The organism is Acidimicrobiales bacterium (assembly GCA_041394245.1).
GTDB lineage: Bacteria > Actinomycetota > Acidimicrobiia > Acidimicrobiales > Aldehydirespiratoraceae > JAJRXC01.
In genome coordinates, this window is record JAWKIR010000002.1 from 2838003 (window position 1) to 2850247 (window position 12245).

Here is a 12245-nt window from a genome sequence, read left to right on the forward strand (position 1 = left end):
ACAGATCCTTGCCCGGTCGCTTCGCGTCCTCGCCTCAGCGCACCACGATGGCGTCGAGTGCCGGGATGAGGACGTCGTCGGCCAGCCGGGTGGCCTCGGCCTCGGACGATTCGAGGATGACGGCCACGATGGTGTCGTCGATGCGGCTCGTGGCGATCTGGATGGCGGTGTCGACATCGCCCGTCCCCTGTGCGATCAGCCAGATGTGTTCGCCGAACTGGGTCGAGGAGAGCTCGGGGTCGATCACCCCCCATTCCGAGACGATCTCCTCGCGGGCCGTTTCGGCGTCGGTGGCGTCCCAGACGTAGACGTCGAGGTTGGTCAGGTCGAGCGGATCGGCGTCACGCCACCAGGTCCCGAAGCCGGAGTCGGACCAGCTGTCGGGAACGGACAACTCGATGGTCCGGTCGCCGCTGTCGTAGACACCGCGGATCAGCACCGCCGGCTGGGTCGGATCGCCGATCGCGAGCGGTGTGGCGCATTCGGAGTCGTCGACGTCGTTGCGACCGAACCAGGCCGCGGCGGCGGCGCGGACACAGCCCGACGTGGGTGGTCCGACGGTGGGTTCGACGATCACGGGACCGGCAGCGACCGCAGTGTCGTGGTCGGCCCCGTCGGTCGGCGCCGACCGCGTCAGCACCGTGAGCCCTGCGAGGGGTGGCGGCCGGTCGGCCCGAGGTTCGAGGGGCCAGACGGCGCAGGCGTTGGCGAAGACCTCGATGCCGTCGGCGACGTCTTCGCGAAGAGGTGACGGAAGGGTTGCCGCGGCGGAACGCTCCGGGTCGAACAGCGAACACGTGACACCGAGGAGGTTGACCTCGGTCGAACCCGAGCTCGCGGCCTGGACGAACGCGCTGACCGTCTCGGCGTCGCGCTCGAGGATCGCGGTGTGGATCAGGGGCAGGTAGGAGAGGTCCGACGCCCGGCCGCTGTTCGACACGATCGCCCCGATGAGCCGTTCCGCATCGATCGGGCGAGGTTCCTCGGAGAAGGCGTCGGCGGTGTCGTCGAGCGGGCGCGCATCGAGGCCGACGACCGCGGCGAGGAACTCGTCGACCGTCCCGGGCGTCGTGCACGACGCCACTTCTGCGCATCGCTCCCACACGGCCTCGATGGATGCGAGGGCCGACGCGGCTGCGCCGACCGCGCGATCGGTCGAGAGCCACGGGTCGACGTAGACCACCCGTCGCACCCGCACGTGGTCGGCGATCGTCGCAACCGTCAGGGCCCGCCAGCTGGGTGCGATCAGGTCGACCTCGTCGTAGCCGAGCGCTGCGATCGTGGTGCCGGCGTCGTGGCCCAGCTGCGACGGCAACGTTCCGGCCGGATCGATCCCGGCGACCCGGAGCCGTTCGGTGCAGCCGGTCATCAGTGCCTCGACGTCGGCATTCGTCTCCGCCCGATACAACTCGGGGCAGGAAAGGCTCGGGCCCCCGGGGGCGAGGCCACGGGAGCCGAGCACCACGAGCGGTCGATCCGGCAGGGCATCGGTCGTGAGCAGTTCCTCGCCCGACCCGTCGGCGAGATGGACGACGGGGACGCCGGACCCGGTGCCGGCGAGCACGCGGTACTCCAGGGTGACCATGTCGGCCGCCCCCTCGGTCTGGGGCACCGCGGCGACCCCGCACCGCACCTCGTCGAAGAAGCACTCGTCGTCGATCAGCCGGACGGTGTCATCTTGCCCGATGTCGTCGTTCCCGCTGCTCGCGGTGTCGACCGGGGTCGGCAGTCGATCGACATCCGGTGATGTCCAGGGACTCTCCGGGGTCGATGAACACCCGGCCGCGACGACGCCGGCGGCCAGCACGGCGAGGGCCCAGCGGGTGAGCGATGGAGCGGACCTCGTGCCCATCAGGAGGCACCGCCGATGGATCGTGCGACCGGAACGAGCACGAGACGTTCGAGGTCGTCGGGCTCGCCGGGTTCGAGGACCAGCACGAGACCGACGCCGCTGACGTCGTGTGTGTAGCGGATCATCGTCCCCGCGGTGGTCACCATCTCGTCGCGTTCCCAGCCGGCGGGGGTACCGGGCACGGGACGCGGCTCCCAGTCGGGAATGCGGCCGCCGAACGGCAGATGGTCGATCACCTCGTAGGAGGAGTCGACGTCGAGCAGGATCAGTGCGGTCTGGTCGAGCTGATCGAGGGCTCGCCAGAGGATGAGTGCATCGTCGGCCCACTCCGGACTCCAGTCCGGACCATCGAACACCACGGCTTCGCTGTCGCCGTCGAAGTCCTGGGTGTGGTCGACGAGCGACAACGGCTCACGGAATCGTTCGGCCATCTCGTCGACTTCGAGGTGATCCGAGAACGCGGCGCAACTGGTGTCGAGCAACACCTCGGGTTCGCGAACGAAGTCGCCGATCAGCCCCTCGGCGCACCATCCCTCGTCGCTGTCGTGGGCGAGGTCGGCGATGTTGACGAGGCGGGCCCGCGGCAGCCGCTCCGCCATCGCCGCCGCCCACTCCGGAGGAGTGATCGGATCGACGGCTCCGGCCAGCAGGAGGGTCGGCACATCCCATGTCACCGGATCGTCCTCGATCGGATCGGTGGGGCCGGTCTCCCACTCGGCGCAGATCGTGAGGGAGTCGACGCCGTTCAGTGAAGGGGCCAGATCGGCCGCCCGGAGGAACTCGTGGTCGAGCGGCCGCGCCAGGAGATCGGCGGTGGCGAAGGCGGCCTCGTCGGCGCATTGGACGAGGATGAAGACGGTGATGTCGGAGTGGTCGAACACACTCACCCGTGCCAGCCGTTCGATCCGGCGGACGTCGCCGTCGAGCCAGTCGATCAGCAGATCGGGCACGCCGGCGGCCTGGAATCCGACATAGAGGAGCGAGTGCAGCCCGTTGAGCAGGTCGGTGCCGTCGAACACGAGCGTGAAGGTGTCGGAGGCGGTGGTGGACACCTCGACGACCATCGGGTCGGCATCGAGGCTGCGCACGAGCGCCTCGAGTGTCGCCCACGGGTCGGGAAGCGCTTCCGCGCAGCGCTCCGAGGCCGCGCACCCGGCGAACACCGCATCGAGCGACGACTCCATCGAGACCGGCACCGAGCCCATGAGGTTCACGTCGGTGGGATACACACCGGAGAGCACCAGCGACCGCACGCCCTCGGGGGCATCGCGCATGATGGTCTGGGCGAGCCGGGTGCCGTAGGACGACCCGTGCAGGTTGTACTCCTCGATCCCGAGCGCCCACATCAGGTCGACGAGATCCTGCGCGTTGGCCGCACTGTCGAAGGCGGTGAGGTCGACATCGCCGTTGTCGCGGATGCGGTTGGCGCACTCTGCGAGGGCGGCGAGGAAGTCGTCGCGCAGCGCGTCGTGGCGTGCGCCTTCGGTGTAGAAGCGGTCGCTCGACTCGCCGGTCTCGCGGCACGACGGCAACGGCGTCGAACGACCGGCGCCGCGCTGGTCGTAGAGGATGACGTCGCGGGTCGCGATGTGGGGGCGGACGATGCTGTCGTACCAGTAGTCGGCCGACTCCAGAATGGCGCCGCCCGGGCCACCGTGGAGGTAGACGACGGGATCGGGCTGCTTCTCGTCGTCGCTGCCGGTGGCACTGAAGCGGACGAACGACAGCTCGATCGTGTAGTCGGGGTCGGCGCCTCGACCCGGGAGCTCGATCTTCCCGCAGCGAGCGGTCGTGGTGAGGGTGCGATCGAACGGGCAGCGGAACTGCTGGATCTCCGGGCGTGGACCGCGACGCGTCACGTCGTCGGCGGTGTCCGCCGACAACCAGGGCTCGTCCTCGTCGAACTCCTCTTCCGAGAGGTCGGTCGACGGGTCACGGGAACCGGTGTCGAGTGACGCCACGGTCTGGTCGAGCAGGGCCTGTTCGTCGGCAGAGATCTCGGCGCAGGCCGATGTCAGCAAGCCGACGACCGCGAGCGCGGCGATGTGGCGCAGGGCACGGCGCATCTCGACCACCCTATGTGTCGGTACCATTCCGGCGGTGACCACCACCCCCGCGCCCGCGTTGCAGCGAGTCGAATCGCTCCGCAACGTCGCCATGATCGCCCACGTCGACCATGGCAAGACCACCCTCGTCGATGCGCTGTTGCGCCAGGCGGGAGCATTCCGCGAGGGAGCAGAGCTCACCGATCGGGTCATGGACTCGATGGACCTCGAGCGTGAGAAGGGCATCACGATCCTCGCCAAGAACACGGCGATCCGTTTCGGCGACGTCAAGATCAACATCGTCGACACTCCGGGCCATGCCGACTTCGGCGGCGAGGTCGAGCGGGCGCTGACGATGGTCGACGCGGTGGTGCTGCTCGTCGACGCGTCGGAGGGGCCGCTGCCGCAGACACGTTTCGTGTTGCGCAAGGCGCTGGCCCGCCGGCTCCCCGTCGTTTTGGTCATCAACAAGATCGATCGGCCGGACGCCCGCATTTCTGATGTTGTCGACGAGGTCTACGAACTCTTCCTCGATCTCGACGCCGACGAGGAGCAGATCGACTTCCCGATCGTCTACACCGTTGCTCGCGAGGGGTTGGCCACGCTCGACCCCGATGTGCCGGGCACCGACATGCAGCCGCTGTTCGACGTGTTGCTCAACACCGTGCCGGCACCGCTGCACGACCCCGACCATCCGATGCGGGCCTGGGTCACCAACCTCGACTCGTCGCCCTACGTCGGCCGCATCGCGGTGTGCCGTGTCGAACACGGCACGATCCGCAAGGGTCAGGCGATCGCCTGGTGCCGCGAGGACGGCACGATCGCCAGCGCACGTGTCGGCACGCTCACGATCACCGAGGCGCTCGATCGGGTCGAGGTGGATTCGGCCGGTCCGGGCGAGCTGATCGGCGTCTCGGGGATCGACAACGTCACCATCGGCGAAACGCTCGCGGACCCCGACGATCCTCGTCCGTTCCCCGCCATCACCGTCGACGAACCGACGCTCTCGATGACGCTCGGCGTCAACACCTCGCCGCTCGCGGGTGCCGACGGCACCAAACTCACGGCCCGTCAGATCAAGGCCCGCCTCGACACCGAACTCATCGGCAACGTCTCGATCCGGGTCTTCACGACCGAACGCTCCGACACCTGGGAAGTGCAGGGTCGCGGTGAGCTCCAGTTGGCGATCCTGGTCGAGACGATGCGTCGCGAGGGGTTCGAGTTGACGGTGGGCAAGCCGGCGGTCCTCACCAAGGAGATCGACGGCACGATCCACGAGCCCACCGAGCGGCTCACCATCGACGTTCCGGAAGAACACGTCGGCTCGGTCACCCAACTCCTCGGCGAGCGCAAGGCCAAGATGGAGGACATGTCGAACCACGGCACCGGCTGGGTGCGGCTCGACTATGTCGTGCCGGCCCGGGCCCTGATCGGCTTCCGTACCGAGTTCCTCACCGAGACCCGTGGCACCGGCATGCTCCACCACATCTTCGAGGGCTACGTGCCCTGGGTCGGCGAGATCCGCAACCGCACCAAGGGCAGCGTGGTCGCCGACCGCACGGGCGACACCACCGGCTACGCGATCGCTGCGCTCCAGGAGCGTTCGGCCCTCTACGTCCCGCCGGGTGTGAAGGTCTACGAGGGGATGATCGTCGGCGAGAACCCGCGGGCCGAGGACATGGATGTCAACATCTGCCGCGAGAAGAAGCAGACCAACATCCGCACCCAGTCGAGCGACGACACCATTCGGCTCACGCCGCCCAAGCTGTTCTCGCTCGAGCAGGCGCTCGAGACGATCGCCGACGACGAGTGCGTCGAAGTGACGCCCACCAACGTCCGCATGCGCAAGACCGTCCTCGACGCCGGCGAGCGGGCCCGCATCGTCAAGAAGATGAAGGCACCCCGCGACAGCTAGCCGTGGTCGGCCCGCGCTACTTGCGGACCACCCTGGTGTTGGCGATTCGATCGAACAGGCTGCGACGTTCGGTGTCGCTGCTCATCATGATGAGCGATCCGATGACGACCCCCAGCCAGGCGATCACCCCGAGAAAGGGGATCATCGTCGGGAGCCAGGGCAGGACTCGGATCGTGGCGGGCCCGTAGCCGATGGGCGTGGTGCCGTCGGCCATCGTGACGCGGAGACCGAGCATGAGCTTGCCGGGCGACCCGCCCCGGGTCGCGACGAGAAAGATCGTGAGCGCCAACATGGCCAGTGGGCCGATGAGGGTGCTCACCCCGGTGGCCTGGAACTCGAACGAGCCACTGTCGGGGTCGGTGTCTTCGAGGAACGGCACCGTGGTCGCGATGGCGAGGACGAAGAAGACGAGCCCGTCGAGAAGGATGGCGCCGATCCGCACGCCGGTGTCGGCGAAGTTGCCCGCCGCTCCCTGCACAGCACCCGGAGGGGGCGGCGCCGCCGCCGACCCTGGAGGCGCAGGGACCGGGCCGCCGACCCACTGGGTCCCGTCCCACTGGCGAACGGTGCCGGGCGGGTCGCCTTCGGCGTGGTACAGACCCGGCGCGATGTTGCCGGAGGAGTCGGGTGTGGGACCGGTCATGGTGCCTCGTTGGGGATCGGGTCGAAACCGGTCACAGGAGGCGCTTGCGGACGACCCGCGTGCCGGCGATTCGATCGTAGGCGCTGCGTCGCTCGGGATCGTTGTTCACCATGATCAGGCTGGCGATCGCGAAGCCGACCCCGACGAGCGGTCCGATGAGCGGGATGATGCCGGCGAACCCGGGAAGGGACCGCACCGCGGCCGGCGCGAGACCGGGTGGTGTGGTCGTGCCGTCGGCGAGCGTGACCCGCAGGCCCAGGAGCAACTTGCCCGGTGAACCACCGAGGAAGGCGACACAGAGCATCCACGCCACGCCCAAGACGAACCCCAGCAGGTACGTGGCACCGGGCAGCTCCACCGAGGTGCCGTCGCCGCCTGCGTCGATGTCCTCGAAGACGTCGATGAGATACGGAACCAAGAAGACGAGACCGATGGCGGCGCTGATGAAGCCGTCGATGAGGGTTGCGCCGATGCGGACCCAGACCGTCGCGAAGCGTTCGTCGCCTGGTCGTCGGTCGGGATCCCATCCCGGCGGCGGAGGCATCGGCTCGGCCGACCACTGGATGCCGTCCCAGTAGCGGACGGTTCCGGGCGGGTCGCCCTGCGCCGGGTAGTAGCCGGGTGGCGCGGCCTCCATCAACCCACTCGAACCGGCAGCGACTTCAGCGAGTTGTTGAGGTTGGACTGCTGATGGCGGGGCTCACCAGCGAGCTCGATCGTCGACCACCGATCCAGCACCTCTTCGAAGAACACCCGGCCCTCGAGTCGAGCCAGATGCACCCCCAGGCAGAAATGGGTGGCGATGCCGAACGAGAGATGGTGGTTCGGGGATCGGGTGATGTCGAACGCCTGTGCGTTCTCGAAGACCGTCTCGTCGCGATTCGCCGAGGTGTACATCATCGCGACCTTGTCGCCGGCGGCGATCGACTTCCCGCCGAGCTCGGTGTCGACGACGGCGGTGCGCCGGAAGTAGTGCAGCGGGTTGGCCCACCGCAGGATCTCCTCCACTGCGGAAGGAATGAGCGAGCGGTCGGCTCGCAGCATGTCCATCTGATCGGGGTGTTGCAGCAGGGCCAGGAGCCCGCTCGAGAGCATGGTGCGGGTCGTGTCGTTGCCTGCCGTGACGAGTTGTACGAAGAATCGACCGAAGTCGATGTCGGTCATCTGCTTGCCGTCGAACTCGCCACCGAGCAGGAGGTCGGTGAGGTCACCCTGCTCTGGCATGGTGCGGCGGCGGGCCGCGAAACCGATGCCGTACATCGCCATGTCGACGCTCGAGTCGTTGAGGTCGGCGCTGTCCGCGATGTCGGGGTCCTGTCCGCCGCTGTTGCGTTCGGCCATCGCGTGGATCGCCGGCCAGTCCTCGCGGGGCAGACCCATCAGCTCGCCGACGACCTGGCTCGGGAGATGGGCGCACACGTCGTGGACGAACTCGAGCTCGGCGCCGAGGTCGTCGGCTCGGCCGAGGATCTCCCGGGTGATGGTGCGAATGCGGTCTTCCATCTCGCCGATGACGCGGGCCTTGAACTCCGGGGCGATCGGTCGTCGGTAGGCGGTGTGGCGGGGCGGGTCCATCGCCAGCAACATGTCGCGCATGCGTTCGAGCGACACCTCGTCGAGGTCTTCGAGCACCACACCACCCTCGCTCGCCGAGAAGATCTCGGCGTGCTTCGCGACATGCACCACGTCGGCGTGGCGGAGCACCGCCCAGTAGCCCGGCTGGTCGTCCATCTCCTGGAAGACGACCGGCTCCTCGACCCGAAGCCGGGTGAAGAGCTCGTGGGGTGCTCCGTCGACGTAGGTCTCCGGTCGGTGGAGGTCGTAGCCCACGGTCGATCAACCCACCCGACGGAGGTCGACGACGAAGATCAGGGTCTCGTTGGGGCCGATGACCCCGCCGGCGCCGAACTGGCCGTAGCCGAGATCCGGCGGAATCGTGAGTCGGCGTCGTCCGCCGACCTTCATGCCCTGCACACCCTGATCCCAGCCGGTGATGACCTCGCCGGCCCCCAGATTGAACGAGAATGTGTCGTTGCGGTTCCACGACGCATCGAACTCGTCGCCGGTCGACCACGACACGCCGACATAGTCCACGGTCGCCAGCATCCCGGCGGCAGCCACGGGTCCGTCGCCCTCGACGAGGTCGTCGATCAGGAGTTCGGCGGGTGGTTCGCCTTCGGGCACGGTCACGGCTGGTTTCACGTCGGTGCTCATGAGCCCGAAAGCTACACGCCGAAGAGCGACGTTGGGGAAGCCATGGCCAGCCCCTACCCTCGATAGTCGGCCACGCGTGGTGGTCGTTCGGCTCGAGGAGGACGACGTCATGGCAACAGGACGATCAAGCTTCGCGAAGCGTCAGCGTGATATGGCCAAGAAGGCCAAGGCGTCGGCAAAGCGTGACAAGAAGCTCGAGAACAACGAGGAAGATCTGGACGACGTCGACGACACGACCGTCGACGACGGACCTCAGTTGTCCAACGAGACGATCATGGACAAGGTCGCCGACCTCCATCGCCGCTACGACGACGGCCAGATGGACCTCGACACGTTCGACGAGGAGCGAGCCAATCTGATGGCTCAGATCAGCATCGACTGATCCTTCGCCGGGTCCCGGTGATCAGCTGATCACCTCGAGATCCGCACCGTCGAAGATCGGCGTTATCCCGGCTTCGGCGCGGTCCCGCTCGAGTTGCTCGGCGTCGGGTGCGTGTCGCTCGCCCGCGGCGACCGTCAGGATCTCCTCGAGGAGTCGGGCGTCGCTCGACGTGTTGAGGAAGAGGTCGGGTTCGGCGAGGACGAACTCCGTCGCGCGGGCCCGGGCCCCTTCCTCGTCGATCGGCTCGTACCAGCTGAAGCGCGGTCCGTCGTCGTCGGTCCACCTCCGACGGGCGATCGACTTGATCGACTGGGCGGCGATGCCCTGTTGTGCGCACACGTCGCGCAGGAGCCCGACGTCGGCCGCGTAGTCGGGGAACGTCGCCGCCAGCGAATGGTTCCAGGGGAAGAGCACCGATGCGAAGGGCGCCTCACCGAGGCTGCGCAGATGCATGCGGGCGATGCGCAACCCGTGGCCGGTGACGCCGACATGGCGACACAGGCCGGCGTCGCGGGCGGCGAACAGGGCTGGAACGGCACCCCCGGGGGAGAAGGCGGTGCGCCACTCGTCCTCCTCGACCAGGTTGTGGAGCTGGATCATGTCGACGTGATCCACGCCCATTCGTTCGAGGCTGGTCTCGAGGCTGCGGCGGGCGCCGTCGCCGTCGCGGTCGCCGGTCTTCGTGGCCAGGAACACCTCGCGACGGTGGTCTTCGAGAAAGGGCTTGAGTCGGTCCTCGGATGCGCCATAGCTCGCGGCGGTGTCGATGTGGTTCACGCCGAAGCGCATGACGGTCTCGAGGGTCGCGTCGGCCCGCGCCTGGCTCATGCCGCCGAGCGCCGCCGCACCGAAGATCACCTTCGTGCTCGTGTGGCCGGTGCTGCCGAAGGGTTGCCGCGTGATCATGTGGTCGCTCCTGGGAAGGCGGTCAGGTGATGCCGAGGGTCTCGAGTACGAGTGCGCGCAGTTCGGGAATCCCCGTGCCCTTGTCGGCACTGACCCACCGCACGTCCTTTCGTTCCACGCCCAGCTTGCCCGTCAGCTCGGCGCGGCGCTTCTGGCTCTTCGACGACCGGACCTTGTCGGCCTTGGTGGCCACGTAGAGGATCGGGCGCCCGAGGTGGTGGAGCCAATCGACGGTCTGGAGATCGAGCGCGGTCGGCCCGATCTCGCCGTCGATCAGGAGCAGGACCGCGACGAGGTTCTCCCGCTGCTCGACATAGGCGTTGAGCATCTCGGCCCACTTGGCCTGCTCGGTCTTCGAGACCTTCGCGTAGCCGTAGCCGGGCAGGTCCATCAGCCAACGACCGGAGTCCTCCCGGCCGACCTCGAAAGCGTTGAGCAGGCGGGTCGCTCCAGGGGTCTTCGACGTCTTGGCCAGTCCCTTGTGTTGGGCCAGGGCGTTGATCAGCGACGACTTGCCGACATTGGAGCGACCCATGAGGGCGACCTCGGCGTTGACGAACGGCAGCTCGTTCGGATCGGCGTACGAGCGCAGGAAACGCAGCGGGAGCGGGGCGGCCACCCGCCGACCCTACAAGCCGATGTCGTTGTCGGCGGCGTACTGGAGGATCAGCTCGGCATCGAGGGGCCGCAGGAACCCGTCGGCCACCGACTGGTCGATCGACGCGGTCATCGCGTCGAGGTACGCGGCCTTGGTCGGGTAGAGCTCGGCCAGCGTGGCGTCGTCGAACAGCGTCGTCGATCCGAACAACCCGCAGAACGAACTGCCGCCGACGGGCTCACCGGTGAGCCGGGCAACGGGGACGTCGACCCACGCGGTGCGCACGCCGCCGAGGATGTTGCCGTAGTCGTCGGTCACCGGGGCGTGGGTGGCCTGCCGGCCCTCCGCGTCGGGGTCGACCTCGACCTCGACCACCTCGGCCCGGGGTGCCGACGTGGGCGGCTCGCCACCCGCGGCCCAGCGGGCCAGCGCGTGGACCGCGGCGTTCATCACGTAGTGCTGGGGACCGGAGTTGATCGGGCCCCCGCAGTCCATGATCCCCGGAATCGGCGACGCGACCTCGACGACCGCGGCGATGGCAGGATCATTGCCGAGGTCCTGGGGCCCGACGTCGAGCGAGATCGAGTAGACGTCGCCGTGGGCGGTGCCGGCGACCTCCCACAGCACGAAGTTGTCGCTGTCGGGTTGGCGGTCGGGCACCCAGCCGAGCAGCAAGAGGTCGGAGTCGGTCTGGAAGGTCAACACCGGCACCCGGACGTCGTCGCGGATCAGGACCTGTTCGGGGGTGGGGGACTCGGCCTGTGGCCCCTGCGACAGGTCGGCCGAACCGCCACCGCGGCTGTGGATCAGGAACCCGTCGAAGAGTTGGGCGACGGGGTCGATCGCGTTGACATAGGTGGTGAGACGGAACGCCGACTGCGACTCGCCGACGGCGATGACGTGTTGGAGCGGGAGACCGCCGAGCGGGTCGATGCTGTCCCCGGGGTTGCGGACCGCCTGGGCGGCCTGGCTGAAGATGTCGTAGGAGAACGAGTCGCCGGGGTGCTGCAGTGGTGCGTAGCGCTCGGGCTCGGCGCCCTTCAGGTGGATGGGGAAGCCGACGTCGACGCCGCCTCCGCCACCCTCGATGCCGCGCTCCTGGGCCGACACGCCCACGTAGGCATAGCCCTCGCGCAGCTGCTCGACGTGCGACATCGTGAAGTTCGGTGCCGCATCGAGTCCGCCGCTCACGTTGAACCACTCCATCATCACGGTGCCGTTGAAGTCGGCGGGGTCGCTCGGCCGGACGACGACGATGCGGGTCGTGTAGTCGGCCTCGTCGGCGGCTTCGACCACCCACCGGCCGTCGGGCGTCAGTTCGCCGACGGGAGCGAACGAGCGGGCCGTTCCGGTCAGGAAATACTCCGACTGCTCGTAGCCGACGAGCGAGAGGTCGAACCCGACGCCCTGGTAGAAGGTCGAGCCGGCGTCGGGGGGAAGGCGCACCTCGGGGTTCGGGGTCGGGACGGGATCGCCGATCAGGTCGTCGGCGGGACTCGGCGGCTCGGCGACGGCATCGGTCGTCGTGGTCGTGGCGGCCGGCCCGAACGTGGTCGTCGATCCGTCCGACGGGTCGGTGGTGTCGCCGGCATCGCCGGTGTCGTCGCTGCAGGCGGCGGCGAGCAGTGCCAGCAGGGACAGGATCGCGAGTGCTGACGTGACGGAGCGGCGGTGCATCGCGAAAGGATCG

11 protein-coding genes are annotated in these 12245 nt (G+C 68.3%); 2 read left to right on the plus strand and 9 right to left on the minus strand.

Annotated elements, in window-relative coordinates; genetic code table 11:
• Positions 1-34: 34 nt before the first annotated feature.
• Both R2707_14095 and R2707_14100 read right to left on the minus strand, forming a co-directional pair.
• Positions 35-1852: a hypothetical protein gene (locus tag R2707_14095; protein ID MEZ5246228.1), complete on the minus strand. Its 1818-nt coding sequence runs from the start codon at positions 1850-1852 to the stop codon at positions 35-37.
• Positions 1852-3918: an alpha/beta hydrolase gene (locus R2707_14100; protein ID MEZ5246229.1), complete on the minus strand. Its 2067-nt coding sequence runs from the start codon at positions 3916-3918 to the stop codon at positions 1852-1854. Before R2707_14100 ends, R2707_14095 begins: the two co-directional genes overlap by 1 nt.
• Positions 3919-3952: 34 nt before the next feature.
• Between R2707_14100 and typA the strand changes: the two genes are divergently transcribed.
• On the plus strand, positions 3953-5812 hold the full coding sequence (typA, locus tag R2707_14105) for a translational GTPase TypA (GenBank protein ID MEZ5246230.1): 1860 nt from the start codon (positions 3953-3955) through the stop codon (positions 5810-5812).
• 16 nt (positions 5813-5828) lie between these two features.
• On the opposite strand, the gene R2707_14110 is transcribed toward typA, so the two are convergent.
• Genes R2707_14110 through R2707_14125 form a run of 4 tightly spaced genes read right to left on the minus strand, consistent with a single transcriptional unit; the run spans position 5829 to position 8669 of the window.
• Positions 5829-6455: an RDD family protein gene (locus R2707_14110; GenBank protein ID MEZ5246231.1), complete on the minus strand. Its 627-nt coding sequence runs from the start codon at positions 6453-6455 to the stop codon at positions 5829-5831.
• A 31-nt stretch (positions 6456-6486) separates the two neighbouring features.
• Positions 6487-7092 carry an RDD family protein gene (locus R2707_14115; GenBank protein ID MEZ5246232.1) on the minus strand — a complete coding sequence of 202 codons (606 nt, stop codon included), beginning with the start codon at positions 7090-7092 and terminating at the stop codon, positions 6487-6489.
• Positions 7092-8285: a cytochrome P450 gene (locus R2707_14120; protein ID MEZ5246233.1), complete on the minus strand. Its 1194-nt coding sequence runs from the start codon at positions 8283-8285 to the stop codon at positions 7092-7094. The genes R2707_14115 and R2707_14120 overlap by 1 nt, the downstream gene beginning before the upstream one ends.
• Before the next feature lie 6 nt (positions 8286-8291).
• Positions 8292-8669, minus strand: a complete 378-nt coding sequence (locus tag R2707_14125) for an FKBP-type peptidyl-prolyl cis-trans isomerase (protein MEZ5246234.1) — start codon at positions 8667-8669, stop codon at positions 8292-8294.
• A gap of 151 nt (positions 8670-8820) precedes the next feature.
• Here R2707_14125 and R2707_14130 point away from each other — a divergent pair, with 151 nt between their 5' ends.
• Positions 8821-9051 carry a hypothetical protein gene (locus R2707_14130; protein ID MEZ5246235.1) on the plus strand — a complete coding sequence of 77 codons (231 nt, stop codon included), beginning with the start codon at positions 8821-8823 and terminating at the stop codon, positions 9049-9051.
• A gap of 21 nt (positions 9052-9072) precedes the next feature.
• Here the strand turns inward: R2707_14130 and R2707_14135 are convergent, their stop codons facing one another.
• The 3 genes from R2707_14135 to R2707_14145 are packed head-to-tail and all read right to left on the minus strand — an operon-like array spanning position 9073 to position 12232.
• Positions 9073-9957: an aldo/keto reductase gene (locus R2707_14135; protein ID MEZ5246236.1), complete on the minus strand. Its 885-nt coding sequence runs from the start codon at positions 9955-9957 to the stop codon at positions 9073-9075.
• Positions 9958-9979: 22 nt separating this feature from the next.
• Positions 9980-10576, minus strand: coding sequence for a ribosome biogenesis GTP-binding protein YihA/YsxC (gene yihA / locus R2707_14140; GenBank protein ID MEZ5246237.1), 597 nt, complete (start codon positions 10574-10576; stop codon positions 9980-9982).
• 9 nt (positions 10577-10585) lie between these two features.
• The gene (locus tag R2707_14145) at positions 10586-12232 is read right to left on the minus strand and encodes an alpha/beta hydrolase domain-containing protein (GenBank protein ID MEZ5246238.1); all 1647 of its coding nucleotides are present in this window, start codon (positions 12230-12232) and stop codon (positions 10586-10588) included.
• Positions 12233-12245 lie beyond the last annotated feature (13 nt).